This window comes from Haloarchaeobius salinus (genome assembly GCF_024464185.1).
Lineage (GTDB): Archaea > Halobacteriota > Halobacteria > Halobacteriales > Natrialbaceae > Haloarchaeobius > Haloarchaeobius salinus.
The window spans coordinates 141,812-166,940 of the sequence record NZ_JANHAU010000002.1 but is presented as its reverse complement, the minus strand read 5'-3'; the positions used below and the strand labels follow the sequence as shown (position 1 = coordinate 166,940).

Sequence of the window (25,129 nt, the reverse complement as noted above, 5' to 3'; positions counted from 1 at the left end):
TTAGCGCACCGGCTTCTCCGCGTTCCCGCGGACGAGTTCGAGCATCGCGACGCCGTTGACCTTCTCGACCTTGTAGTTCACGCCGGAGAGGTCGCCCATCGCGCGACCCTTCGCCCCACCGATGCCGGCGATGGTGACCTCGTCGTGCTCGTCGATGAACGAGATGGCACCGTCGCCCGGGCAGAACGCCGTGACCTGCTTGCCGTTCTTGATCAGCTGGACACGGACGCACTTCCGAATCGCGGAGTTCGGCTGCTTCGCCTCGATGCCGACCTTCTCCAGCACGATACCTCGACCCTGGGGCGCGCCCTCGAGCGGGTCGGACTTCTTGCGGAGTCCGCGCTCGCGTCGAGCGTACTCGGAGTCGGACCACCGGTGGTTCTGGCGGTCCTTCTTGAGCTTGCGCGCGGCGTATTTGCCGTTCGCCATAGTACCAGTCGGTATCTTACGGAGGCACTTAAGCGCACCCTTTTGCACCCGCGAGTTACGGCCCCAGCGAGCGCGAGAGGGGTCGAAGGAGGAATCTGAGGCCGTTTCGGGGGTTCGAGTTACGCGCTCTGCGCGCTCCTTATCTCGAAAGCTGTTCGCAGACCCGTTCGTTTGGCGTTTTGGTGTGTTCGGGTGTGCTGGTTGGTGTGCTGTCTGTATTCTCGTGATGTGGTCGGTACTCTGTTGGTGGCTGCACTGGTGATTCGAGAACTCTGAACGCCCCCTCGGTCGTGGGACTCGCTTGTGTCAAGAACAGCCAGAAAGCCCCCGGCCGCTCGCCTCCTGCGACTCGCTGTGCTCCTCGCTCCGCTGCGGTGCTTGCGTTGTCTCGGTTGGCGAGCGCCCGGCCCCTTTCAATCCCGCCACGGCTCCGCACCGCACCTCCCGCCTCCGCAGCCGATTGCGATGCTCGGTTCGCTGCGCTTCTCATCCCTCGCACGGGTGGCGGCTCGCGGCCTCCGGCACGCTCGCAAGCCGCCCGCCACCCGGCCGACCGGGCTCAGACGCACCCGCCTGACAGGTGCGCCGCTCCGGGAATCAACCGGTTGCGGGGTGGGACTGAAAGGGGCGAGGCTGTCGGCGAAGGCGGCTGACGCAAGCACCGCAACGGAGTGAGGAGCGCAGCGAAGCCCCCAAGCCGACAGCCTCGGGGCTTTCTGGCTGTTCCCAGTTCCGGTGTACCCCTCGAAAACTGCGGCAGACTCAGCCGAACAGACGCCCGTCCGAGACAATCACCAGCACGCACACGAGAGGTCCGACGGCTTTTACCGCGTCGCCCTGTAGAAACGGGTATGAGCGAAGTCGCCGACAGGCTCGCGCTCCCCTGTCCCTCGTGTTCGCCCGAGTTCGAACGGGCGCACGAGGTGCTGAAGGAGCGCGGGCAGATGTACACGGTCCGCTGTACGGAGTGCGGGCACGTCCACAAGGAGCGGGTCGAACCGGACGAGACGGTCGAGGTCGACGTCGTCGTCAGTCAGGACGGGGACTCCTTCACCGCGACGGTGGAGGCCCCGGTCGACGAGACGGTCGCGACGGGCGAGGAGTTCATCCTCGACACCGACGAGGCCATCATGACGGTCCGCATCACGAGCCTCGAGCTCGACGGCGAGCGCCGGGTCGAGGAGGCGGAGGCGGGCGACGTGGAGACGTTCTGGACCCGTGCAGTCGGGAACGTCGGGGTCAACGTGACCATCCACCCGCGCGACGGCCGCAACAACGAGACGCGCTCGGAGCGCGTGTACGTCCCCGGCGACTACGAGTTCGTCGTCGGCGAGACGGAGACGTTCGACAACGACGAGTTCACCATCAGCGGGATCGCGGTGCGCGCCGACGCGGAGGGCTACTATCACGACAAGCTCGACCACGACGGCGACACGGTCATCGCGAAGGACACGAAGCGCGTCTACGCGTGGGACGAGGAGACCACCGCCTGGTCCGCCTGGTGAGATGAGCTTCGAGGCCGCCCGGGAGTCGCTGGTCGACCGGCTCGCCCGCCGGAGCGACATCGAGCGGGAGTCCACGCTCGACGCGATGCGGGCGGTCCCGAGACACGAGTTCGTCCCCGAATCACGCCGGAGCGAGGCGTACGCCGACCGCCCGTTGCCCATCGGCGACGGCGCGACCATCAGCGCACCGCACATGGTCGCCATCATGGTCGATGCGCTCGGCCTCTCGCCCGGCGAGCGGGTGCTCGAGGTCGGCACCGGCTGTGGCTACCACGCCGCCGTCACCGCGGAGGTCGTCGGCCCGGAGAACGTCTTCTCCGTCGAGTACAGCGACCGACTCGCCAGCGAGGCCCGCGAGCGGCTGGACCGGCTGGGCTACGACGACATCGGAATCAGAGCGGGCGACGGTCGCGAGGGCTGGGCCGAGCACGCGCCCTACGACGCCGCGTACCTGACCTGCGCTGCACCGGAGCTCCCCGAATCCGTCGTCGAGCAGGTACGGCCGGGCGGGGTCGTCCTCGCCCCCATCGGCACCGACCGCCAGACGCTCGTCCACGCGACCCGGCGGGCAGACGGCTCGCTCGACCGCGAGGACCGGGGCGGCGTGCGGTTCGTCCGGATGCAGTGACCGACCGCGGGCAGTAGCCGGAGTTATTCCCCTCCGGGGCGTCGCCCCGACCATGACCGACGACCGGGAGACGCTGTTCCTGCTGTGGGCCGCCCGCGAGACGGGCGTACTCGACGCGCTGCTCTCCGACGCCGACACGCCGAGCGAGGTCGCCGAACGGACGGACGTGACCGAGCGCGCGGCCCGCCTCGCCGTCGAGGGGCTCGCCGACGCCGGCTTCTTCCGCGACGTGGGCGGCGTCTACGAGCCGACGAACCGCGCGCTGGGCTTCCTCGCGGCGGCGGACCTCCGCTCGGTGGGGCGCTTCCCGGCCGAACTCGACGACCTCGACGCGCTCGGTCAACTTCCCGAGACGATGCGCGGCGGGGGCCCACCGGTCGGCGACGACGACGCCACCGAGCAGGCACCCGACGGCACCACGACCGCGTGGACCCGAAACCGCCTCGGCCGCGTGCAGGCAACCGACGAGGCCACCGTCCGGGCGTGCGTCACCGCCGCCCAGCACGTCGCGCCCGACGGCCGGGTCGTCGATATCGGCGGCGCACCGGGCACCTACGCCGTCGAGTTCGCCCGCCGGGGCTACGACGTGACGCTGCTCGACAGCACCGACCGGCTCGACGCGTCGGCGTCGCTGCTCGCCCGGGAGCCCGTCGAGTCGGTGACGTGGGAGCTCCCCGACGACGAGGGGAGCAACACCGAGACGAGCGACGAAGGGGGTTCCACCGCACTCCCCGTCGACGGCGTCGACTGCGCGTTCGTCCCGCTCCGGACCAGCGACCGCTCGGCGGCGGCGAACCGGCGGCTCGTCGCGGCGGCGGCCGACGCGCTCGCGCCGGGCGGCTGGCTCGTGGTCGTGGATTACCTTCGCGGGCGCTCGCCCGCCGCGCGTGCGAGGACAGTCCACCGGCTCGCGCTCGGCTCCGGCGAGGCACACGAGCCCGCGAACTACCGCGACTGGTTCGAAGCCGCGGGACTGCGGGCGGTACAGGTGCGCGACGTGCCGGGGACGGACCGGCAGGCGGTGCTGGGGCAGGCGCGAGATTCTTAACGGCGCATCACGGAGCTTCGAGCATGGAGCAGGCGGCGCTGCGGGACGACATGGTCGACAGCCTCGAACACGACGCGAAGGCCGTCGTGGAGAGCGACGCGGTCGGCCTCGCACTGCGGGAGGTCCCCCGCCACGAGTTCGTCCCCGAGGAGAAACGCGCGTACAGCGACCAGTCGCACGAGCACGCCGGCACCCGCATCCTCTCGCCGAGCTCGGTCGCACGGCTGTTCGAGGCGCTCCGCGTCGAGGACGGCGACGCGGTGCTCGTCGTCGGCGCGGGCGTCGGCTACACGAGCGCGGTCGCCGCCGAACTCGCCGGGGCGCGCAACGTCCACGCGGTGGACATCACCCGCCGCGTCGTCTACGACGCCCGCTCGAACCTCGCGGACGCCGGCTACGGCGAGGTACTCGTCGACTGCCGCGACGGCACCCACGGCCTCGCCGAGTACGCACCGTTCGACCGGGTGCTCGTGGAGGCCGCGGCCGTCGAACCCCCGCGTGCGCTCGTCTCCCAGCTGGCCGACGACGGGCGGCTCGTCATGCCCCGCGGCGCGGCCGGACAGACGCTCGTCTCCGTCGACGCAGACGGCGAGGTCGTCGACGAGCACGGCCCCGTCGCGTTCGCGCCGCTGCTCGTCGAGGGCGAGCAGGCGGGTGCGCTCGAACGCAACCGGACCGACCGCGAGGATAGGGAGCGCGCCCAGACCGCACTCGGGAACGGCTGGGAGCACGAGTGGATCGACTGGGACTAGGACCGAATCCCCGCGAGCCGACCCCGGACCGCCGTCCAGTTCCCCACCAGGAAGCCCAGCAGCGCCGGCACCGCCGCGACCGCGAGGAACAGCACGAACAGCAGCAGGTCGCTGACCGTGAGCACGTGCGTCCACGGGCTGTCGACGCCGGCCATCCCGGTGACGGTGAAGACGTGGAGCTCGTACGCGACCGGGAACAGCGCGACCAGCGCGGCGAGCATGTACAGCCCGCCCGCGACGATATCCCGGGGCGTCTCCCGCCCGTACAGGAGGATTCCGGCCGCCAGCGCGACGACGACGGTCGTGAGCTGCCGAACCTCGAAGTCCGCGACGACCCAGCCCGCGACGAGGCCGAGCACGAGCGCCCAGCCGGCGACGAGCGCCGTGGTCGCCGCATCGTGGCGCTGCTCGAAGGGCGAGCGGACGCGCTCTCTGAGGGAGTCGACGGTCGACATCAGCGACGCACCGCCTCCCTCGGCGCTCGTTCCGGGTCCGGCATCGACTCCAGCTCGTCGAACGGCGGCTCCGGCGCGTCCTGCCAGTCGCCCATCGGCGCGTCGCCGTTCTCCAGCTGGAGGTACTGTTCGACCAGCGCCGCCGTGACGGCGGGGTCGCCACCGAGCAGGCGGAGGCCGCCGGTGAGGTGTCCCGGACGGCTGCTGTTCGCCTCGTTGTCGACGAAGCGGTTGCCGCCGGCCTGTGGCGCGCCGAGGGCGAGGTCGACCCGGCCCGACTCGGAGACGGTGTTCCCGCGGACGAGGTTGTTCCGTGGCTGGTAGAGGTTCTCGTCGATCATCGGGAGCACCGCGATGCCGTAGTTGGCGTGCCCGCGTACCTCGTTGTCGAACACCTCGTTGTTGATGCCGCCGGCGACGGAGATGCCGACGCCGCTGGTCGCGTAGCCGAACGCGGCGTCGGGTGCATCGTCGTTGCTGTTGTGCTCGACGAGGTTGCCCTCGATACGGGCGGCGTCCTGCGGCGGGTCGGCCTCCGAGTCGAGCGTGTTCGGGACGACGCCGGCCTTGTTGTGCCGCCAGACCGAGTTCGCGACCGTGAGGTAGCCGCCCGCGTTGGTGCCGGAGTAGCCGATGGCGTTGTGCTCCGAGCGGACGTCCTCGATGCGGGCGTAGCAGGGCTTGCACTGGCCGATGTAGAACCCCGAGTCGGTGTGGCCCGACGCGTAGCAGTTGTCGTAGCGACCGTGGGTCGAGTCGATGTTGTAGATGCCGTAGACGCGGTTGTTGTACGCGGTGAGGTACGACCCCCGCCAGCCGGTCACGCTCGACCAGAAGAAGCCGTTGCGCTGGTAGTTGCGGGCGGTCATGTTCTCGACGACCACGTCGTCGACCGTCGACAGAATCCCGTCCTCCCGGCGGAACTCGCCGTCGAGGATGACCTCGTTGCGGTCCGTGCCGCGGATGGTGAGCCGCGGCGTGTCCGTCACGCGAACCGCCTCCCGATAGATGCCCGGCCCGACGAGCACGAGGTCGCGCGGTTCGGCGGCCTCGACGGCGGCCTGGATGCTGTCGTACGCCCCGGGGACGCGGTGGACGGTGTAGTCGTCGTACTCGCGTGGCGGCTCGCGTCGTGGCTGGTCCGCCGGATAGCGTCCGCCGTCGCCCCCCTGTGCCAGTGCAGCTCCCCCGATGCTCCCCGCGACGCCGACCGTGCCGGCGAGTCGCAGCAGCCGACGGCGGCTCAGCGCCATCGCCTCCCCCCTGATGTGATGCGTTCGATCATCCGTGTCCTAGCAGACAACGACGCATTCCGACATAATTGTTACCAGACACCACGCCCGCGGTGACCGACCCAGACACCCCGGTCGCCCGCGGCCTCACTCCTCGACGACACGCACCCCACCGCGCATCCCGAGGTCGCGGTGCGGGTCGCAGACGTACCGGACGAGCGACGGCTCCGAGAAGGTGTGCTCGAACGTGTGGCCCTCGTCGTCGACGAGGTCGCTCTCGAACCCGCCGGCTTCGGCCTGCACGTTGTGCGCGCCGCCGTCGCCGGTCCACTCCCAGACCACCGTCGTCCCGGGCGAGAGACGCACGGCCGCCGGCTCGAACGCGAGCCCGTCGTCGGCACCGACCAGTACGGTCGTCTCGGACTCGCCGGTCCGGTCGACCTCGCCGTCGTAGTTGTCCACGCCGTCGAACCAGTCGCCGTAGGAGTCGTTGGGGCCGCCAGTCCCGCCCGCACGACCGCCGCCGAGACAGCCGGCCAGCGAGCCCGTCACCGCCGCCAGTCCCGCGAGGACGCGTCGTCGCTGCATGCTCGGTCCGACGGTCAACCCGTACAAATAGCTTGGTGCGCGGTAGCGTGGCACAACTGCTATCCCGTCGCGCGTCGAAGCCGGGACGATGCGTCGCAGGACGTTCCTCGCCGCGATGGCCGGCACGACGACGGTGGGGGTCGCCGGCTGTGCGGTGCTGGGGGACGACGACGCGTGGCCGCCGCCGGTGCTCGACGACCCGCCGAGCGGTGTCTACCGCCCGACGAGTTCGGGCGGTGTCCGGGTCGTCGGCACCCGCGACGCCGGCGACTATCGCTTCGGTCTGCTCTACAGCTACCCGAGCCGGTTCTGGGAGGTCGTCGGCCGGGAGCGGTACCGCCGCTCGGTGGCGTCCGCGGACTCGGTCCACCTCATGACGCTCGTCTGGGACAGAGAGACGGGTGTCGTCCTCCCCGACGTGGGGCTGACCGTCGAGGTGCTCCGGGACGGCGAGCCGGTCGTCCAGGAGGCGGTGTACGCGATGCTCTCCCAGCGACTCGGCTTCCACTACGGGGACAACGTCTCGCTCCCCGGCGATGGGAACTACACCGTTCGCGTGCGCGTGGGCGGCCTCGCCATCCGCCGGACCGGCGCGTTCACCGGGCGCTTCGAGGGGTCGGCGAGCACCGACTTCGAACTGGCGTACGCCCGCGACGAACGGGACGCGATCGACCGCCGACGGCTCGGCGACGCCGGGAACGACGGGGCGCTGCCGACGGCCGACGCTCCGGGCGTCCCCGCGGCCGTCGCGCCGACCATCGACGCGCTCCCGGGCCAGCACCTCGGCCGGGCGACGACCGACGGCGCGGTCCTCGACGTTCTCCAGCTCACCGGTGACGCAGTGGCGCGGCTGGAGATCGGTCGCGAGGACCGTGGAGACGACGCCAGCGACGGTGACGCCTACCTCGCGGTGCTCGCACGGACGCCCCACAACGAGCTCGTGCTCCCGGGGATGGGGCTCCGGGCGCGTGTCGAGCCCGACCGGCGTGGCGGGCCGGCCGTCGAGCGCACGCTGTCGCGGACGGTCGACCCGGTGCTCGGTCCCCACTACGGGACGCCGATACCGACCCTCGAATCCGGCGACAGGCTCGCCGTCCCGGTGCTGACACCGCCACAGGTCGCCAGACACGAGGGGTACGAGACTGCGTTCTTCGAGATGGAGTCGGTCGCGTTCACCGTGGAGTGACTACTCCTCGACCACGAGGATGACCGTGTTCGCGCGCTGGTCGGCGTACTCGCTGCCTGCGGGCGGTTTGATGTCTATCTCGAGCGTCCCCTCCGCCTGGTTCGGCCCGAGCGACGGGTCGATCTCGATCTCGGCGGTGCCGTTCTCGCCGGTGCTCGCGGTCTCGATACCGTCGAGCCGGGCACTCGCGCCCTTCACGACGACGGTCGCGCCCTCGACGGGGGTGCCGTCGCTGTCGACGACACGGATGTCGACGGTCTGCTCGCCCGGCGTGATGACGTCGGGCGTCGGCTGGGCGTCGACCTCGGTGACCGCGAGGCCGCCGATGCCGGAGATCATGTTCATCATCACGGAGAGGCTGGCGACGCCGACGACGAGGGCGATGACGAGTCGGATGGGCAGTCCTTCGATGGCGCGGTCGTCGCGCCGGAGTGGTGTGAGTCGCACGCCGTGGTTGGGCCCGCGATGGTATTTGAACGCTCGCCGGCCCCGGTCCGACCGTTCAAGTACCATCCCGGGGCCAGAGGGGGCATGGTGGTCATCGGACGCGACGGCGGGTCGGGTGCGACGGTCGAGTTCGGACGCTACCGCGCGCCGGACGGGAGCGCGGGCGCGTCGGTGGGACTCGACTGCGAGTCCCCGCACGCCGCGCTCGTCGTCGGCAAGCGGGGTTACGGCAAGTCCTACACGCTCGGGGTGCTGGCAGAGGGGCTGGCGGCGGCCCGGGGCGTCGCGCCGGTCGTCGTCGATCCGATGGGTGTGTTCGGGACGCTGGCGGCCGACGGGTCCGCAACAGTCGTGGCCGAGCCACGGGTCGACCCGGACGCACTCCCGCCGACGGCGTGGTGCGAACTCGTCGGACTCGGCACCGAATCGCCCGGCGGGGCCGTACTCTGGCGGGCGGCGGCGACGGGAACGACCATCGACGAGATCGGGGCGACGCTGACCGACCTCGACTGCGACAGGGCGGCCCGGCGCGCGGCCCGGAACCACCTCGACCTCGCGGCGTCGTGGGACGTGTTCGACCCGGACGGGCTCGACGCGAGCGCGCTCTCGTCGGGGACCGCGACGGTGCTCGACGTGTCGGGACTGCCGACGGCGGCGGCGAACGCGGTGGTCCGGGCGACGGCGACGGCGCTCTACCGGGCACGGGTGCAGGGGACGGTCGCCCGGCTCCCGTGGCTGCTGGTCGACGAGGCACACGCGTTCTTCGACGGCGTCGCAGCACCGGCGCTGCGGACGCTGCTCACGCGCGGTCGACAGCCCGGCGTGAGCCTCGTCGCGGCGACCCAGCGACCGAGCGCGCTGCCAGCTGTGGCCGCGTCGCAGGCCGATATCCTCGTCGCCCACCGACTCACCGACCGACGGGACCGGGAGGCACTGGCACGGGCGCGCCCCTCGTACGTCGACGCGGACCTGACCGAGCGGATGCCGACCGAACCGGGCGAGGTCAGGGTGGTCGACGACGCTACCGAGCGGCTCCACGCCGTGCAGGTCCGCGAACGACGCACACCCCACGACGGCGGGAGCCCGACGGCCAGCGCGACGGGTCGAAGTCTCAAGTGATGTTTTGACCCTTCACCGGCCTTAATACCCGTCCCGTCTATGATTCTACTGTCGACAGGAACGCCGCCTGCTGTCATCCCCACCTCGATTCGGCCTCCGCGACTGCGCTTCAGACCAGCTCGCTCCTGTCGACAGCTGCCGCTTCGTCTTTTCCGGAGAAGGTAAAATGATATTTTAACTTTTGTCTATTTCCTGCTTCTATTTCCACTTATAAGATTTTCTTTTGGACTAGAACCCACTAGTGCTTACGGTCGCTTTTTGACACGAAAGACCGAACCGGTGGGTGTATGTCAGACGACCAGTCCCTCCAGCGCCGGAAGTTCCTGAAGGCGACCGGCGGCGCAGCGACGGCCCTGGCCCTCGCGGGCTGTACGGGCGACAACAACGAAGACCCGGGCGGAACCGAGACCCAGGGCACCGACGACCCCGGGACCGGAACCGGGACCGAGGAGGACGACGGCTTCGAGGAGAGCGACCGGACCCTCCAGCTCACAAACGCGACGATGAGTACGCTGGACCCCATCGCCTCGACCGACACCGCGAACGGGCGGGTCATCCAGCAGGTGTTCGACGGGCTGATGAACTATCCGAACGGCGAGATCGAGGTCGAGCCGCTCCTGTCGACGGACTACGAGGTATCCGAGGACTACACCACGTACACGTTCACCCTCAAGGAGGACGCGACGTTCCACAACGGCGACACCGTCACGGCCTCGGACTTCGTCTACTCGTTCGAGCGACTCACCGCCTCGCCGAACTCGCGCCGGGCGTACTTCGTCACGTCCGCGATGGGTATCGAGCACGAGATGGAGACCGTCACGAACGACGAGGGCGAGGAGGTCGAGCAGTACGCGCCCGGCAGCCTCGGCGTCACGGCCGTCGACGAGACGACGCTCGAGATCCAGCTCGCCGCGCCGTTCCACTCGACGCTCGAGATGCTCGCGTACACCGCCTTCGGTGCGATTCCCGAGGGGCTCGTCGACGACACCCCCGGCTACGACGGCGAGATTGGCTACGACGAGTTCGCGCGGAACAACCCCATCAGCGCCGGCCCGTTCACGTTCGAGAACTGGGAGACGAACACCATGGCCGAGGTCAGCCGGTTCGACGACTACCACGGTGACGGGCCGCTCATCGGTGGCGTCCACTGGCAGATCATCACCGACACCGACGCGCTGTACAACTACGGCCAGAACAAGAACGCGGACCTTCCACCGATGCCGACCTCGAAGTACGACCCCAGCCTCGTCTCCATCGAGGACGAGGACGAGGCCGGACGACAGCTCGGTACCTACGGCCCCATGCAGAACGGCGAGACGGTCGAGTACGCCGCCGTACCAACCATCAACACGTTCTACATCGGTCTGAACGCCAAGAACGTCCCCAAGCCCGTGCGGCAGGCCATCGCGTACGCGATGGACCAGCACGAGGGCGTCGACCAGGTGTTCAAGGGCCGGGGCGAGCCCGCGTACCACTTCAGCCCGCCGCGCATCTACCCCGGCGGCACCAGCGCGTACGACGAACACGCCGAGCAGAACTACCCCTACGGCTACGGCGAGACGCGTCTCGAGGACGCCCGGCAGGTGATGGAGGATGCCGGCTACGGCTCGAACAACCAGTACGAGATCACGTTCACGACCTACGAGTCGCCGACGTGGCAGGGTCTTGGTACCCTCCTCCGCGACAAGCTGGTGAACGCCCACATCAACATGAACCTCGAGGAGGCCCCGTTCGCGACGCTGCTCAACCGCGGTCGCAACGGGAACCTCGCCGCCTACTCGCTGGGCTGGTCGATGGACTGGCCCGCCCCGGACAACTTCTGGGGCCAGCTCGTCCCCGACCTCACCGACACCGACCGCGAGGGCGGTGCCCGCGGGGCGTACGTCGACTGGGACGACGTGGAGGGCGGCGCGGTCGACCAGATGAACAGCGCCTGGGAGACCGTCCAGAACAACCAGGCACCGAACGAGCAGGCCGCCTCGACCCGTGGCGACGCCTACGTCCAGATGGAGGAGGCGAACTGGGAAGATATGGTGCTCCTGCCGTGCTACCATCGTACGGACGAGCGCTTCGTGTACGACTGGGTCGACATCGACCCGTACGGGGCCAGCGGTGGCAGCCGTCAGAAGTACACCCAGGCCACCATCGGCGAGCGGAGCTGACCACCCGCACCGAACGGAGCTGACGCCCGCCGACCTCGACACCGCCACCGCCGGTCACACCGGTGACGGCGGTTTGGTCGCTCTTTCTGCGACAGTCCACGCGCCCGGCTCGAGCATCGCCACAGTGACGCCTCTCGTCGGGTAGTGCTTCAGGAAGGGGGGGTTGGGGGGAGTATGGGGGTGGCGACAGCGGTTCGCTGCTGTTTCGCCGACTGATAGTAGGGATGGTATCGGATTAACACTTTATTCTATCCTGTTAGTGCTCAGTGCTGGCCGACACTAATCAGTTAGAGCCGGACTCGAACACCCCACTCACGAGCTTCCGCTCGGCCGCACGCAGATGGTAGTGGTACGTCGGTGGCGTGACGTCGAGCGCGTCGGCGAGCACCTCCCCCGTCACCTCCCGTGGCCAGGCGTAGAAACCGGCGTAGTACGCGGTCTGGAGCGCCTCGAACTGCCGCTCGGTCAGCTCGCTCTCGACCCACGACCGCTGGTCGCGGTGCTGGCGGTTGCTCTGGCTCGTCTCCCGCCGGGCCGCGAGCTCCGTCGTCGGGTAGGATTCGCTCAGGTCGTTCCACAGCCCGCGCGTGTCACCTCCCTGTGGGAGCTCGACCACGAGCGTCACCACACCGTCCGTGGCCGACAGCGACCGGATGGTGCCGTCGTACTCCCGGAGCAGCTCGAACAGCCGCGGCTCGGTCAGCCGGATCTCGAACAGCGCCGTGTCGCCGTCCTCGTTGATGCAGGTCACCGAGGGCACCGACGACCAGTCCGCGAGCGTCGTCTCGACGAGCTCCGCATCGATACCCTCCGTCCGGACGAAACAGAGGTGCGTCCCGTCGGGGCGGGCGACCGCGCCGTCGAGGCGGATCGACCCGCCGACAGCCGCCGACAGCCGCGAGAACGTGAACCGCTCGTCGGCCACCTCGAACTCCAGTTCGACCACACTGTCGGTGACGAGTGCACGGGTCCGCTCGACGGCGTGGATGGCGTAGCCGATGGTCTCGCCCAGCTCGCCGAGCACCGCCAGCTCCTGTTCGGTCACCGTCTCGGGCGTCGCGACGTGCAACACGAGAACGCTGTAGACGCGCTCGTTGTCCACCAGCGGCACGGCCACCACCGTCTGGAAGCCGTACGTGAGCGCCTCCGTCCGGCGCTCGCTCCACTCGTCCGTCAGCACGTCCTCGACGACGACGACCTCCTGTTCGTCGGCAGCCTGCCGGACGAGGTTCCCCTCGGGTGTCGGTCCGTCCAGGTCGTCTGCGATCCGGTCGACGTAGTCCGTGTCGGTGTCCGCCCACGCGAGCGGTGTCATCGCCCCGTTCGGCCCCTCCGCCTCGGCCACCCAGACGGCGACGTACGGCTCCGCCTCGGCCAGCCGTTCACACACCGCCTGCTCGATCTCGCGTCTCGTCGACGCCTGCGCGACCGCGCGGTTCACGTCGCGGACGATCTTGTTCGTGTGGTTCAGCTTCCGGAGCTCCTCGTTCTGCCGGGTCAGCCGGCTGTCGTGGTCCCGCAGCAGCTGCTCGCGCTCGGCCCGGTCCATCGCCGCCTCGGTGTTCGCCGCCAGGATGTGCAACAGCTCGATGGTCGACTCCTCGAACCCCTCGACGGCGTCCGAGACCGCCACCAGCGCCCCGTGGGTACCGAGCGGGATCACCAGCTGGCTCTCGACCACGTCGTCGAGCGCCCCCGGCTCGTCCGCGACGTCCGGGAAGTACCGCGACTCCCCCGTGCTGAACGTCTCCCAGACGTAGCCCGCCCCGCGCTCGACCGTCGGCGGCGACCCCAGCAGGTCGCTCGTGCTCGGGGTCGTCGCCGCGGGTTCGAGGGTGCCGGTGTCGCTCTCGAACGTGTAGACGACGAGCGCGCTCAGCCCCAGCAGGTCCGCCGCGGTCTCCGCCGCCGTCTCGCAGATGTCCGCCTGCGTCTCCGCCCGCATCAGGTCCCGCGAGGTCTCGTGCAGCGTATCGAGCGTCTGCTCGTAGCGCTTGCGCTCGGTCACGTCGGTCGCCACCGTCAGCACCGCCCGCTCGCCCTCGTACTCGATGGCCCGGGAGGTCATCTCGACGTGGACGACCGACCCGTCGTGGCCGACGATCCGTCGCTCCCGGCGCGTCGGCTCGGCCTCGCCCGCCATGGTCCGCGACATCGCGGTCGTGACGGTATCCTCGTCCTCCGGATGCACCAGCGACGCCAGCTCGGAGCCCAGCAGCTCCGTCTCGTCGTCGGCCCCGACGAGCGAGACGAACGCCGGGTTCGTGTAGACGAGGTCGCCGTCTCTGTGCACGACGACCGCGCTCGGCGACACCTCGACCAGCGTCCGGTACCGTTCGCTGCTCTCCCGACGCTCCCCCTCGATGACGTTGCGCTCGATGGCGCTCGCGAGCACCGTCGCCACGTTCTGGAGGAACGTCACGTCGTCCTGCGTGAACCGCCGATGGCTCCGGGCGTGCGCCTCGAGCACGCCCCAGTCGAAGCCGCGCAGGCCGACCGTCGCGCACGCTCCGCTCCGGAGCTCCTCCACCCCGGCCGCGTCGCTCGTGTCGAACCGCTCCTCGGACGACAGGTCGTCGACGACGACGACCGGGTTCCCGTCGGTGACCGCGTACCGGGCCTGCCCCGACGGCGGCGCGTCCGGCCGCCATCCGACCGCCGCCTCCGTTCGGAGGTCCTCGTCCGACTCCGGGAGCGAGAGGATGCGGACGTGGCTCACGTCGAGCGCCCGTGCGACCCGGCGGACCGTCGTCTCGAACAGCACGTCCAACTGTGGCTCGTTCAGCGCCTGCTGGCCGATGGTCGCCACCGCCTCCTGCTGGCGGACCCGGTCCTGGAGGGCGCTCTGGGTCCGGTACTGCGACACCGCGTTCCGGATCTGGTTGCCCAGCAGCGCGTACCGCTCGCGACCCGGCTTCTTCTGCAGGTACTGGGTCACGCCCGCCGCGATGGCGTCGCTCGCGATCTCCTCGCTCCCCTTCCCGGTGAACAGCACGAACGGCAGCCGGTCGTCCCGCTCGCGGACCGCCTCCAGCAGCGCCAGCCCGTCCATCTCCGGCATGTCGTAGTCGCTGACGATGCAGTCGACCTGCCGACCCGGGTCCTCGACCACCTCGATGGCCGCCGCCCCGTTCGGGACGACCGTCACCGAGATGCTCTCGTCCGACCGCTCCAGCATCGTCTTCGAGACCGCAGCGAAGTCGGCGTCGTTGTCCACGAACAGCACCGACACCTCCTCGACGGTCGGCGACCCCGTCACCGTCTCGCCGAACCCGTCCATTGCCATGCCCCCCGTTACGTCGCAGGGGTACTAAAGGATTAGAGTCAACCCGGCCGGCGGGCACTGGCGCTCGGTATCGGTGACCGGCGAACAGGATAGAATACGTACACTTTTGTCACTCCCTGCCGACCGAATCCACATGCGACGACGGACCTACCTGACCGCGAGTACACTCTCACTGACCGCACTCGCCGGCTGTACCGGACTCCTCGGCGGCGGTGACGGGGCCGGCGACGACCCCGAGGCGACAACGGTCGCCTTCATCGAGGCACTCGACGCCGGCAACCACGAACGCGCGAACGAACTCCTCCATCCCGAGACACCCGGCCAGGAGGTGACCGAGGGGTCCACCTCCGAGAGTGCCGAGGTCGACATCAGTATCGACGACACCGAGGTGCTCACCTCGGACGACGACGTGGCCGAGGTCCGCGTCGACCTCACCGTCACCGGACCGGACGGCGAGCGGTCGGATTCGTACTCCCTCGTCTACGAGCTCCGCACCGACGGTGGCGACTGGCGTATCTGGGCGGAGCGAAGCGCCGACCAGCAGTGATTCCCTGACGCGTTCGCGCGCCCGACGCGAACTCCCTCCGTACGTGCCCCGACCAGCGCCCGCTCGCTGTTTCAGATTCCTGTGATTTGCTGGCGCAGACACACCTCGCTGGCGCTCCACGTTCAGTCGCGCCAGCAGAAGCCGCCCGAGGCGGGATCTGAACTTCACTCGCACGGTCATCGCTGCGTGCTCGCTAGTTCAAATCCCTTCGTGGCGTTTCTCAGCAGACGGTTCGTTCGTCGCTAGCGCTCCTCACTCACGTTGTCCGCTGAGAAAGCGCCCGAGGCGGGATTTGAACCCGCGTCACGACCGTGACAGGGTCGTATGATGGGCCACTACACCACCCGGGCCTTCGAACGCATCTCCTCGTTCCGGCTGGACTTATTAATCGGTGTCGATTCGGACCGATACCCCTCGTCAATCGAATCGTTCGGACAGCAGGTACTCGCTCGCCCAGTTCAGACGTGACCGCGGTGCCTTCGCCTCCGGTTCCTCGACGCGCAATCGCATCTCGCCGCTCCCGGTTTCCGAGAGGGGCACCCAGTACGCCGTATCGGTCTCCGAGGAGTACACAGCGTACGCGTCCACCTCGTCAGCGGTGTAAACGGTGTCGACGCGCTCTCCGTCAGCCACTGTCGAACTGTACAATTTGAACCGTACCGTCCCGTTCACCCAGCTCCCGGTCTTGCACTGCACCCGGAACAGGTCGCCGTCGTCGTCGACGAGCAGGTCGTACCGGTCGCTGTCGCCGAACGGGACAGCGACGGAACAACCACGGTCGAGAAGTCGCGCGAGGAGAACTGCTTCGGTCTCGTCGCCACGTCGGGAGGGATTCACGCCGGCGTTGGGTCGGCATTCGATTTGAACTGTTGGCCGTCGATGAGAGCGACGTCTCGCTCGAAGAGGAGAAAGCGAAGCGCCCGAGGCGGGATCTGAACTTCACTCGCACGGTCCTCGCTGCGTGCTCGCTAGTTCAAATCCCTTCGCGGCGATTCGCTGGCGCGGACTCACTCGTCGCTAGCGCCCCTCGTTCGGTTGCGCCAGCAGAATACGCCCGAGGCGGGATTTGAACCCGCGTCACGACCGTGACAGGGTCGTATGATGGGCCACTACACCACCCGGGCTTCACCCTATCGTACCCGGGTTGTACGCTTAAGGCTTTCCAATCGGCGGACGTGTGCGTGTGTCCACCGCGGCACAAACGCTTTAGGGTCGTAGCGCAATCGTCAGGACGAAACTGAGATCGTTCGCGTCGTCCCGACCGCGGGTTCGCACCCGCCGCCGAGGCGGGCACCGATAGCGGAAGCTCGCGCGCGTACTTGGCAAACGTTAAATGCCTCCCGCCGGTAGTGCCCTGTAGTATCTCGTGACAGCAGCTTCTCTCTCCGGTCAGACACAACCATGGTAGACGTAAGCCAACACGAACTCGTGCCGGAGCACGTCGTCCTCGACGAGGACGAGCTCGGCGACGTGCTCGACGAGTACGACATCGACAGGACGGACCTTCCGAAGATCAAGCGCACCGACCCGGCGCTCCCAGACGAGGCGGAGATGGGTGACGTGGTGAAGATCATCCGAGAATCGCGAACGACAGACACAGCGGTCGTGTACCGACTCGTGGTGGACTGACAGAATGGACAGAGCAAACCGACGCGCGATTTCGCGTGAGTACTTCTCGAAGGACAGACTCGCAGAACACCACTTCCGCTCGTTCAACGCGTTCCTCAACCGGGGGATGCAACGCGTCGTGGACGAGAAGGAGACCATCGACACGGACATCGGCGACAAGGAGGGCGAGGAGCCCGTCCACGTCGAGCTGGGCGACGTCCGCGTCGTGACCCCACGCGTGCGGGAGGCCGACGGCTCCGAGGAACTGCTCTACCCGCAGGAGGCACGCCTCCGGAACATCACGTACTCCGCGCCCGTCTTCATGGAGATGTCCATCGTGAAGGGCGAGGAGGGCGAGGAGCGGGTCGTCGACTCCACCGAGACCAAGATCGGCCGGATGCCCATCATGGTCGGCTCGGAGAAGTGCAACATCGCGGGCTTCTCGGACGAGGAGCTCATCGAGATCGGCGAGGACCCCGCCGACCCCGGTGGCTACTTCATCGTCAACGGCTCCGAGCGCGTGCTGATGACGAGCGAGGACCTCGCACCGAACAAGATCCTCGCCGAGTACGACACGAAGTACGGCGACGAGATTCAGGTCGCGAAGACCTTCTCGCAGCGCCGGGGCTACCGCGCACTGGTGCTCTGTGAGCGCAACCGCGAGGGCCTGCTCGAGGTGTCGTTCCCGTCCGTGTCGGGGAGCATCAACTTCGTCACGCTCGTGCGCGCACTCGGGCTGGAGTCGGACGAGGAGATCGTCCACCGCGTCAGCGACGACCCGGAGGTCGTCAAGTACATGCTGGAGAACCTGGAGGCCGCGGAGGTCCAGAGCCAGGAGGAGGCCATCGAGACGCTGGGCAAGCGCGTCGCCTCCGGCCAGGGGAAGAACTACCAGCTCAAGCGGGCGAACTACGTCATCGACCGGTACCTCCTGCCGCACCTCCACGAGGAGGGCGTCGAGGAGGAGGACGTCCGCATCAACAAGTCGTACTACCTCTGCCGGATGGCGGAGGCCTGCTTCGAACTCGCGCTCGGACGGCGCGAGTCCGACGACAAGGACCACTACGCGAACAAGCGTCTGAAGGTCTCCGGCGACCTGATGAAGGACCTGTTCCGGACGGCGCTGAACAAGCTGGCACGCGACGTGAAGTACCAGCTCGAGCGCGCCAACATGCGCAACCGGCAGCTCTCGGTCAGTACGGTCGTTCGTTCGGACGTGCTCACCGAGCGCCTGGAGCACCCCATCGCGACGGGGAACTGGGTCGGCGGCCGCTCCGGCGTGAGCCAGCTGGTCGACCGGACCGACTTCATGGGCGTGCTGTCGCACCTGCGCCGGCTGCGCTCGCCGCTGTCGCGCAGCCAGCCCCACTTCGAGGCGCGTGACCTGCACGCGACCCAGTGGGGTCGCATCTGTCCCTCCGAGACGCCCGAGGGGCCGAACTGTGGGCTGGTGAAGAACTTCGCCCAGGCGATGGAGCTGTCACAGAACATCGAGGACGAACAGGGACTCAAACGAGAACTGGCGTCGATGGGGGTCAAGGGTATCCCCGGGCTCGAAGGACAGGGCCAGGAAACACCCGCGGACGACTAACACATGGCAAGTCAACAGCGCGAAGCGAAGGTATACGTCAACGGTAGTCTGGTCGGGACACACCCCGAGCCGCACGAGCTCGCGGAGCAGATCCGCGAGGCCCGCCGGCTCGGCGAGGTGAGCGAGATGGTGAACGTCTCCGTGAAGGACCGCACCCGCGAGGTCATCGTCAACGCGGACGCCGGCCGGGCACGTCGCCCGCTGCTGGTCGTCGAGAACGGCGAGACCCGCATCTCCGAGGAGGAGATCGAGGCGGTCCGCAACGGCGAACTGCAGTTCGACGACCTCGTCGAGCACGGCCACGTCGAGTTCATCGACGCCGAGGAGGAGGAGGACATCTACGTCGCCGTCGACCGCGAGGACCTCACCGAGGACCACACGCACCTCGAGGTCGACCCGCAGCTCATCTTCGGCATCGGTGCGGGCATGATCCCGTACCCGGAGCACAACGCGTCGCCGCGCATCACGATGGGTGCGGGGATGATCAAGCAGTCGCTCGGGCTGCCGAGCGCGAACTACCGCATCCGGCCGGACACGCGCCAGCACCTGCTGCACTACCCGCAGCTCTCGATGGTCAAGACCCAGACCACCGAGCAGATCGGCTACGACGAGCGACCCGCGGCACAGAACTTCGTCGTCGCCGTGATGAGCTACGAGGGGTTCAACATCGAGGACGCGCTCGTGCTCAACCAGGGGTCGGTCGACCGCGCACTCGCCCGGTCGCACTTCTTCCGCACCTACGAGGGCGAGGAACGGCGCTACCCCGGCGGGCAGGAGGACCGGTTCGAGATCCCGAGCCAGGACGTGCGCGGTGCACGCGGCGAGGACGCGTACACGCACCTCGACGAGGACGGCCTGGTCAACCCGGAGACGCGCGTCGGCGAGAACGACGTGCTGCTCGGGAAGACCTCGCCGCCGCGGTTCCTGGAGGAGCCCGACGACATGGGCGGCCTCTCCCCGCAGAAGCGACGTGAGACGAGCGTGACGATGCGTTCCGGTGAATCCGGCGTCGTCGACACGGTCACGCTGATGGAGGGCGAGGACGGCTCGAAGCTCTCGAAGGTGTCCGTGCGCGACGAGCGCATCCCGGAGATGGGCGACAAGTTCGCGTCCCGGCACGGACAGAAGGGTGTCGTCGGCCACATCGCACCCCAGGAGGACATGCCCTTCACGCAGGAGGGCGTCGTCCCGGACCTCATCGTCAACCCGCACGCGCTGCCGTCGCGGATGACGGTCGGCCACGTGCTGGAGATGCTGGGCGGCAAGATCGGCGCGCTGGAGGGCCGCCGTGTCGACGGGACCCCCTTCACCGGTGAGGACGAGCACGAGCTCCGCGACGGGCTCGAGGAGGCCGGCTTCAAGTCCTCGGGCAAGGAGACCCTCTACTCCGGCGTCACCGGCGAGAAGATCGACGCCGAGATCTTCGTCGGGGTCATCTTCTACCAGAAGCTGTACCACATGGTCTCGAACAAGCTGCACGCCCGTTCGCGCGGGCCGGTGCAGGTGCTCACCCGGCAGCCGACCGAGGGCCGTGCCCGCGAGGGTGGCCTGCGCGTCGGGGAGATGGAGCGCGACGTGCTCATCGGGCATGGCGCGGCGATGGCGCTCAAGGAGCGCCTGCTCGACGAGTCCGACCGCGAGTTCATCCACGTCTGCGGGCAGTGTGGGATGAGCGCGGTCGAGAACGTCGACCAGCGTCGGGTGTACTGCCCGAACTGCGGCGAGGAGACCGACATCCACGAGATAGAGATGAGCTACGCCTTCAAGCTCCTGCTGGACGAGATGAAGGCACTCGGCATCGCCCCGCGACTCGAACTGGAGGACGCAGTCTAACATGGCAAGCTCACAGACACCAAAGGAGATCGGCGAGATCGACTTCGGGCTGATGGACCCGGAGGAGTACCGGGACATGTCCGCCACGAAGATCATCACGGCGGACACGTACGACGACGACGGCTTCCCCATCGACATGGGGCTGATGGACCCGCGCCTGGGCGTCATCGACCCCGGGCTGGAGTGCAAGACCTGCGGCCAGCACTCGGGGTCGTGCAACGGGCACTTCGGCCACATCGAGCTGGCCGCGCCCGTCATCCACGTCGGCTTCACGAAGCTCATCCGGCGACTGCTCCGTGGCACCTGCCGCGAGTGCGCCCGGCTCTGTCTCACCGAGGACGAGCGCGATGAGTTCCGCGGCCAGCTCGACCAGACGCGCAAGCTGGGTCGCGACCTCAACGACGTGACGAAGGCGGCCATCCGGCAGGCCCGGAAGAAGGACCGCTGTCCGTTCTGCGGCGAGATCCAGTTCGACATCCAGCACGAGAAGCCGACGACGTACTACGAGGTCCAGCAGGTGCTGACCTCGGAGTACTCCCAGCGCATCGCCGCGGCGATGCAGCCCGGCGAGGACGACGACGAGCCGATGGGCCGCGAGGCGCTCGCGAACGAGACCGGCATCGAGCTCTCCCGGGTCAACCAGATCCTCTCGGGCGAGTTCCGCCCGCGCGAGTCGGACCGGAAGGCGCTGGAGAAGGCGCTCGACATCGACCTCACCGAGGAGGACATGAACAAGCTGATGCCCTCGGACATCCGCGACTGGTTCGAGGACATCCCGGACGAGGACATCGAGGTGCTCGGCATCAGCTCCGAGAAGTCACGGCCGGAGTGGATGATCCTGACCGTGCTGCCGGTGCCGCCGGTGACCGCACGGCCCTCGATCACGCTGGACAACGGCCAGCGCTCCGAGGACGACCTGACCCACAAGCTGGTCGACATCATCCGCATCAACCAGCGGTTCATGGAGAACCGCGAGGCGGGTGCGCCCCAGCTCATCATCGAGGACCTCTGGGAGCTGCTCCAGTACCACGTCACGACGTTCATGGACAACGAGATATCGGGGACGCCGCCGGCGCGGCATCGCTCCGGTCGGCCCCTGAAGACGCTGTCCCAGCGCCTGAAGGGCAAGGAGGGCCGCTTCCGTGGCTCCCTGTCCGGCAAGCGCGTGAACTTCTCCGCCCGGACCGTCATCAGCCCGGACCCGACGCTCTCGCTGAACGAGGTCGGCGTGCCGGACCGGGTCGCGACGGAGATGACCCAGACGATGAACGTCACCGAGCGGAACTTAGAGGACGCCCGGCGCTACGTCAGCAACGGGCCCGAGAGCCACCCGGGCGCGAACTACGTCCGACGGCCGGACGGTCGCCGCCTGAAGGTGACCGAGAAGAACTGCGAGGAGCTCTCGGAGAAGGTAGAGCCCGGCTGGGAGGTCAACCGACACCTCATCGACGGCGACATCGTCGTGTTCAACCGGCAGCCCTCGCTGCACCGGATGTCCATCATGGCCCACGAGGTCGTGGTGATGCCGTACAAGACGTTCCGCCTGAACACCGTCGTCTGTCCGCCGTACAACGCCGACTTCGACGGCGACGAGATGAACATGCACGCGCTGCAGAACGAGGAGGCCCGCGCCGAGGCGCGCGTCCTCATGCGCGTGCAGGAGCAGATCCTCAGCCCGCGCTTCGGCGAGAACATCATCGGGGCCATCCAGGACCACATCTCCGGGACGTACCTGCTCACCCACACGAACCCGCAGTTCAACGAGACGCAGGCGCTCGACCTGCTGCGTGCGACCCGCATCGACGAGCTGCCCGAGGAGGCAGGCGTCGACGATGACGACCGTCCGTACTGGACCGGTCGCCAGCTGTTCTCCGAGCTGCTGCCCGACGACCTCAACCTGGAGTTCCAGTCGAACACCGGCGACGAGGTCGTCATCGAGGACGGCCAGCTGGTCTCCGGCACCATCGACGAGGACGGCGTCGGCGCGTTCGGCGGCGAGGTCGTCGACACCATCGCGAAGGTGTACGGCCTCACCCGCGCCCGACAGTTCATCAACGAGGTCGCCACGCTGGCGATGCGCTCGATCATGCACTTCGGGTTCTCCATCGGGATCGACGACGAGACCATCCCGGGCGAGGCCCAGGCGCGCATCGACGAGACCATCGAGGACGCCTACGACCGCGTCCAGGAGCTCATCGAGACGTACGACGCCGGCGAGCTGGAGTCGCTACCCGGCCGGACCGTCGACGAGACGCTGGAGATGAAGATCATGCAGACGCTCGGCAAGGCGCGTGACAACGCCGGCGACATCGCCGAGGAGCACTTCGAGGACGACAACCCCGCCGTCGTCATGGCCAACTCCGGTGCGCGTGGGTCGATGCTCAACCTGACCCAGATGGCCGGCTGTGTCGGTCAGCAGGCAGTCCGTGGCTCGCGCATCAGCCGCGGCTACGAGGACCGCACGCTGAGCCACTACAAGCCGAACGACCTCTCCGCGGAGGCACACGGCTTCGTCGAGCACTCCTACACCGGCGGCCTGACCCCGCGGGAGTTCTTCTTCCACGCGATGGGCGGCCGCGAGGGCCTGGTCGACACGGCGGTCCGGACCTCGAAGTCCGGCTACCTCCAGCGCCGGCTCATCAACGCCCTGTCCGAGCTGGAGACGCAGTACGACGGCACCGTGCGTGACACCAGCGACAACATCGTCCAGTTCGAGTTCGGCGAGGACGGCACCTCGCCGACGAAGGTCGCCTACGACGACGAACACGGCATCGACGTCGAGCAGATCGCCGACCGCGTGCTCGAGGCGGAGTTCGAGAGCGAGGACTCCAAGGCGGAGTTCCTCGGCGACAAGGCGCTGCCGACGAACCTCTCCGAGCACGGCGAGTCACGTCGCAACCCCGACCTCCTCACGGAGGTGGAGTCCGATGACTGAGTTCGACGTCTCCGCCGACGTCGAGGCCGTCGTCGAGGACACCGAGCTGCCCGAGGAGCTGAAGGCAGAGGTGTACCAGGCGGTCGAGGCGCGTGACGCCTCCGTCGAGCAGGCGGACGAGATCGCCCGCGCCGTCGAACACCGCTACCTCGACACGCGGGTCGACGCGCTCGACCCCGTCGGCACCGTCAGCGCCCAGTCCATCGGGGAGCCGGGCACGCAGCTGACGATGAACACGTTCCACTACGCGGGCGTCGCGGAGATCGACGTCACCCAGGGCCTGCCCCGGCTCATCGAGCTGGTCGACGCCCGGAAGACGCCCGACACGCCGACCATGACGGTCCACCTCGAGGACGAGTACGCGACGGACCGCGAGAAGGCCCACGAGGTCGTCTGGAAGATCGAGGCGACGAAGATACTCGCGCTCGGCGACATCTCCACGAACGTCGCCGACATGCGCGTCCACATCGACCTCAACCCGGACACGCTCCAGGAGCGCTGGCCGACCGTCGACAGCGTCGACGAGATCGCCGGCGAGGTCGCCGACATCATCGAGGACTCCCTCGGTGTCAAGACGGTCCAGCAGGGCACGAGCGTCGAGTTCGGCCCCGAGGAGCCGTCGTACCGCGACCTGCTCCAGCTCGTCGAGGAGCTGCGCGACGTGACGTTCAAGGGCATCGAGGAGATCGCCCGCGTCGTCATCCGCAAGGAGGAGAAGGAAGACGGCGAGGAGTTCGTCCTCTACACCGAGGGCTCCGCGTTCGGGGACGTGCTCTCCATCGAGGGCGTCGACGCCTCGCGGACCACCTGCAACAACATCCACGAGATCCACTCCGAGCTCGGCATCGAGGCGGCCCGCGAGACCATCATCGAGGAGACGAAGACCACCCTCGAGGAGCAGGGGCTGGACGACGTGAACGTCCGACACCTGATGCTCGTCGCGGACATCATGACCAACCGCGGCGAGATCGAGTCCATCGGCCGCCACGGCATCTCCGGCTCGAAGGAGTCCGTCCTCGCGCGTGCGGCGTTCGAGGTCACGGTCAACCACCTGCTCGACGCCGCCATCCACGGCGAGGTCGACGACCTCAACGGCGTCACCGAGAACGTCATCGTCGGCAAGCCCATCAAGCTCGGCACCGGCGACGTGAACCTCAAGATGGGGTCGGTCAACCGGTCCTCGCAAGCTGACTGATGGCGGTCACGCTGACGGACGAGGCGCTGCGTATCCTCGGACTGTTCGAGGAGGTCACCGGCGCGAGCGGTCGGGACTGCCTGGTCGAGGACGACCGCGTCGTCGTCCTCGTCGCCGCCGGCGATATGGGTACCGCCATCGGTCCGGGCGGCCAGCACGTCGCCGAGGTCGAGGAACGCCTCGGCCGCGACGTGAAACTCGTCGAGGACGCCGACACCGCGGCGGACTTCGTCGCGAACGCGCTCGCCCCGGCGGCGGTGTACCACGTCACCATCAGCGAGAACGGCGACACCGTCGCCTACGCCGAGGTCGACGAGGCCGACACCGGCGTCGCCATCGGCGCGGACGGCCGGAACATCGACACCGCACGCGAGCTGGCGAAACGGCACTTCGACGTGGACGACATCCAGCTGGCGTAGATTCGGGCTGATTTTCTCCAGGGGTCAGATCGCGTCGTGACCTGTCGTGGGACAGGGTGACATCGCAGCTACCACCCGGTTCAATCAGTACCTTCAGTCGGCGTCTGTATTTATCTGCACGGGGGACGTAACTGGTCACCATGAGTACAGTATCGAGGCGGTTC

At 68.3% G+C, this 25,129-nt stretch carries 21 protein-coding genes and 2 tRNA genes; 14 read left to right on the top strand and 9 right to left on the bottom strand.

Annotation, left to right across the window (positions count from 1 at the left end):
* Complete coding sequence (locus NO345_RS07380; RefSeq protein WP_089733776.1) at positions 1–429, bottom strand: 30S ribosomal protein S12; 429 nt, start codon at positions 427–429, stop codon at positions 1–3.
* 851 nt (positions 430–1,280) lie between these two features.
* On the opposite strand from NO345_RS07380, the gene NO345_RS07375 reads away from it, so the two are divergent.
* The 4 genes from NO345_RS07375 to NO345_RS07360 are packed head-to-tail and all read left to right on the top strand — an operon-like array spanning position 1,281 to position 4,362.
* On the top strand, positions 1,281–1,934 hold the full coding sequence (locus NO345_RS07375) for an HVO_0476 family zinc finger protein (protein WP_256297909.1): 654 nt from the start codon (positions 1,281–1,283) through the stop codon (positions 1,932–1,934).
* A gap of 1 nt (position 1,935) precedes the next feature.
* Positions 1,936–2,562: a protein-L-isoaspartate(D-aspartate) O-methyltransferase gene (locus NO345_RS07370; RefSeq protein WP_256297908.1), complete on the top strand. Its 627-nt coding sequence runs from the start codon at positions 1,936–1,938 to the stop codon at positions 2,560–2,562.
* A 52-nt stretch (positions 2,563–2,614) separates the two neighbouring features.
* Entirely contained in the window at positions 2,615–3,610 is a 996-nt protein-coding gene (locus tag NO345_RS07365; protein ID WP_256297906.1) for a methyltransferase domain-containing protein, read from the top strand.
* A gap of 23 nt (positions 3,611–3,633) precedes the next feature.
* Positions 3,634–4,362, top strand: coding sequence for a protein-L-isoaspartate O-methyltransferase family protein (locus NO345_RS07360; RefSeq protein WP_256297904.1), 729 nt, complete (start codon positions 3,634–3,636; stop codon positions 4,360–4,362).
* On the opposite strand, the gene NO345_RS07355 is transcribed toward NO345_RS07360, so the two are convergent.
* From NO345_RS07355 to NO345_RS07345, 3 genes are all read right to left on the bottom strand, one after another.
* Positions 4,359–4,817, bottom strand: a complete 459-nt coding sequence (locus tag NO345_RS07355) for a hypothetical protein (protein ID WP_256297902.1) — start codon at positions 4,815–4,817, stop codon at positions 4,359–4,361. The genes NO345_RS07360 and NO345_RS07355 overlap by 4 nt on opposite strands.
* Positions 4,817–6,070: a right-handed parallel beta-helix repeat-containing protein gene (locus NO345_RS07350; protein ID WP_256297901.1), complete on the bottom strand. Its 1,254-nt coding sequence runs from the start codon at positions 6,068–6,070 to the stop codon at positions 4,817–4,819. The genes NO345_RS07355 and NO345_RS07350 overlap by 1 nt, the downstream gene beginning before the upstream one ends.
* A 126-nt stretch (positions 6,071–6,196) precedes the next feature.
* A complete protein-coding gene (locus NO345_RS07345; protein ID WP_256297899.1) occupies positions 6,197–6,637 on the bottom strand; it encodes a halocyanin domain-containing protein in 441 nt (146 codons plus the stop codon).
* An 88-nt stretch (positions 6,638–6,725) separates the two neighbouring features.
* On the opposite strand from NO345_RS07345, the gene NO345_RS07340 reads away from it, so the two are divergent.
* Positions 6,726–7,823 (top strand): iron transporter, encoded by a 1,098-nt coding sequence (locus NO345_RS07340; protein WP_256297898.1) that lies wholly within the window; start codon positions 6,726–6,728, stop codon positions 7,821–7,823.
* On the opposite strand, the gene NO345_RS07335 is transcribed toward NO345_RS07340, so the two are convergent.
* Positions 7,824–8,270, bottom strand: coding sequence for a DUF7382 domain-containing protein (locus NO345_RS07335; RefSeq protein WP_256297896.1), 447 nt, complete (start codon positions 8,268–8,270; stop codon positions 7,824–7,826).
* Between the two features lie 84 nt (positions 8,271–8,354).
* Between NO345_RS07335 and NO345_RS07330 the strand changes: the two genes are divergently transcribed.
* Positions 8,355–9,389, top strand: coding sequence for an ATP-binding protein (locus tag NO345_RS07330; RefSeq protein WP_256297894.1), 1,035 nt, complete (start codon positions 8,355–8,357; stop codon positions 9,387–9,389).
* Between the two features lie 287 nt (positions 9,390–9,676).
* Positions 9,677–11,551, top strand: a complete 1,875-nt coding sequence (locus tag NO345_RS07325) for an ABC transporter substrate-binding protein (RefSeq protein ID WP_256297893.1) — start codon at positions 9,677–9,679, stop codon at positions 11,549–11,551.
* Between the two features lie 283 nt (positions 11,552–11,834).
* Here NO345_RS07325 and NO345_RS07320 read toward each other — a convergent pair whose 3' ends face one another.
* The gene (locus NO345_RS07320) at positions 11,835–14,837 is read right to left on the bottom strand and encodes a bacterio-opsin activator domain-containing protein (RefSeq protein ID WP_256297891.1); all 3,003 of its coding nucleotides are present in this window, start codon (positions 14,835–14,837) and stop codon (positions 11,835–11,837) included.
* Between the two features lie 133 nt (positions 14,838–14,970).
* Between NO345_RS07320 and NO345_RS07315 the strand changes: the two genes are divergently transcribed.
* Positions 14,971–15,384: a hypothetical protein gene (locus NO345_RS07315; protein ID WP_256297889.1), complete on the top strand. Its 414-nt coding sequence runs from the start codon at positions 14,971–14,973 to the stop codon at positions 15,382–15,384.
* 277 nt (positions 15,385–15,661) lie between these two features.
* On the opposite strand, the gene NO345_RS07310 is transcribed toward NO345_RS07315, so the two are convergent.
* From NO345_RS07310 to NO345_RS07300, 3 genes are all read right to left on the bottom strand, one after another.
* Positions 15,662–15,734: transfer RNA gene (locus tag NO345_RS07310), tRNA-Asp, on the bottom strand.
* A gap of 67 nt (positions 15,735–15,801) precedes the next feature.
* Positions 15,802–16,221: a group I intron-associated PD-(D/E)XK endonuclease gene (locus NO345_RS07305; protein WP_256297887.1), complete on the bottom strand. Its 420-nt coding sequence runs from the start codon at positions 16,219–16,221 to the stop codon at positions 15,802–15,804.
* A 214-nt stretch (positions 16,222–16,435) separates the two neighbouring features.
* A tRNA-Asp gene (locus NO345_RS07300) sits at positions 16,436–16,508 on the bottom strand.
* Positions 16,509–16,785: 277 nt separating this feature from the next.
* Here NO345_RS07300 and NO345_RS07295 point away from each other — a divergent pair.
* From NO345_RS07295 to NO345_RS07270, 6 genes are read left to right on the top strand one after another with little or no spacing between them, the layout of a single operon-like run.
* Positions 16,786–17,013 carry a DNA-directed RNA polymerase subunit H gene (locus tag NO345_RS07295; RefSeq protein ID WP_256297885.1) on the top strand — a complete coding sequence of 76 codons (228 nt, stop codon included), beginning with the start codon at positions 16,786–16,788 and terminating at the stop codon, positions 17,011–17,013.
* A gap of 4 nt (positions 17,014–17,017) precedes the next feature.
* The gene (locus NO345_RS07290) at positions 17,018–18,583 is read left to right on the top strand and encodes a DNA-directed RNA polymerase subunit B'' (RefSeq protein WP_256297883.1); all 1,566 of its coding nucleotides are present in this window, start codon (positions 17,018–17,020) and stop codon (positions 18,581–18,583) included.
* Between the two features lie 3 nt (positions 18,584–18,586).
* A complete protein-coding gene (gene rpoB, locus NO345_RS07285; RefSeq protein ID WP_256297881.1) occupies positions 18,587–20,416 on the top strand; it encodes a DNA-directed RNA polymerase subunit B in 1,830 nt (609 codons plus the stop codon).
* A 1-nt stretch (position 20,417) separates the two neighbouring features.
* Positions 20,418–23,351 carry a DNA-directed RNA polymerase subunit A' gene (locus tag NO345_RS07280; protein ID WP_256297879.1) on the top strand — a complete coding sequence of 978 codons (2,934 nt, stop codon included), beginning with the start codon at positions 20,418–20,420 and terminating at the stop codon, positions 23,349–23,351.
* On the top strand, positions 23,344–24,546 hold the full coding sequence (gene rpoA2 / locus NO345_RS07275) for a DNA-directed RNA polymerase subunit A'' (RefSeq protein WP_256297877.1): 1,203 nt from the start codon (positions 23,344–23,346) through the stop codon (positions 24,544–24,546). The genes NO345_RS07280 and rpoA2 overlap by 8 nt, the downstream gene beginning before the upstream one ends.
* A complete protein-coding gene (locus tag NO345_RS07270; RefSeq protein WP_256297875.1) occupies positions 24,546–24,965 on the top strand; it encodes a NusA-like transcription termination signal-binding factor in 420 nt (139 codons plus the stop codon). The genes rpoA2 and NO345_RS07270 overlap by 1 nt, the downstream gene beginning before the upstream one ends.
* Positions 24,966–25,129 lie beyond the last annotated feature (164 nt).

Coding starts and splice junctions, on each gene's coding strand:
- NO345_RS07380 (WP_089733776.1), bottom strand. CDS start 429: ATGGCGAACGGCAAATACGCCGCGCGCAAGCTCAAGAAGGACCGCCAG.
- NO345_RS07375 (WP_256297909.1), top strand. CDS start 1,281: ATGAGCGAAGTCGCCGACAGGCTCGCGCTCCCCTGTCCCTCGTGTTCG.
- NO345_RS07370 (WP_256297908.1), top strand. CDS start 1,936: ATGAGCTTCGAGGCCGCCCGGGAGTCGCTGGTCGACCGGCTCGCCCGC.
- NO345_RS07365 (WP_256297906.1), top strand. CDS start 2,615: ATGACCGACGACCGGGAGACGCTGTTCCTGCTGTGGGCCGCCCGCGAG.
- NO345_RS07360 (WP_256297904.1), top strand. CDS start 3,634: ATGGAGCAGGCGGCGCTGCGGGACGACATGGTCGACAGCCTCGAACAC.
- NO345_RS07355 (WP_256297902.1), bottom strand. CDS start 4,817: ATGTCGACCGTCGACTCCCTCAGAGAGCGCGTCCGCTCGCCCTTCGAG.
- NO345_RS07350 (WP_256297901.1), bottom strand. CDS start 6,070: ATGGCGCTGAGCCGCCGTCGGCTGCTGCGACTCGCCGGCACGGTCGGC.
- NO345_RS07345 (WP_256297899.1), bottom strand. CDS start 6,637: ATGCAGCGACGACGCGTCCTCGCGGGACTGGCGGCGGTGACGGGCTCG.
- NO345_RS07340 (WP_256297898.1), top strand. CDS start 6,726: ATGCGTCGCAGGACGTTCCTCGCCGCGATGGCCGGCACGACGACGGTG.
- NO345_RS07330 (WP_256297894.1), top strand. CDS start 8,355: ATGGTGGTCATCGGACGCGACGGCGGGTCGGGTGCGACGGTCGAGTTC.
- NO345_RS07325 (WP_256297893.1), top strand. CDS start 9,677: ATGTCAGACGACCAGTCCCTCCAGCGCCGGAAGTTCCTGAAGGCGACC.
- NO345_RS07320 (WP_256297891.1), bottom strand. CDS start 14,837: ATGGCAATGGACGGGTTCGGCGAGACGGTGACGGGGTCGCCGACCGTC.
- NO345_RS07315 (WP_256297889.1), top strand. CDS start 14,971: ATGCGACGACGGACCTACCTGACCGCGAGTACACTCTCACTGACCGCA.
- NO345_RS07295 (WP_256297885.1), top strand. CDS start 16,786: ATGGTAGACGTAAGCCAACACGAACTCGTGCCGGAGCACGTCGTCCTC.
- NO345_RS07290 (WP_256297883.1), top strand. CDS start 17,018: ATGGACAGAGCAAACCGACGCGCGATTTCGCGTGAGTACTTCTCGAAG.
- rpoB (WP_256297881.1), top strand. CDS start 18,587: ATGGCAAGTCAACAGCGCGAAGCGAAGGTATACGTCAACGGTAGTCTG.
- NO345_RS07280 (WP_256297879.1), top strand. CDS start 20,418: ATGGCAAGCTCACAGACACCAAAGGAGATCGGCGAGATCGACTTCGGG.
- rpoA2 (WP_256297877.1), top strand. CDS start 23,344: ATGACTGAGTTCGACGTCTCCGCCGACGTCGAGGCCGTCGTCGAGGAC.
- NO345_RS07270 (WP_256297875.1), top strand. CDS start 24,546: ATGGCGGTCACGCTGACGGACGAGGCGCTGCGTATCCTCGGACTGTTC.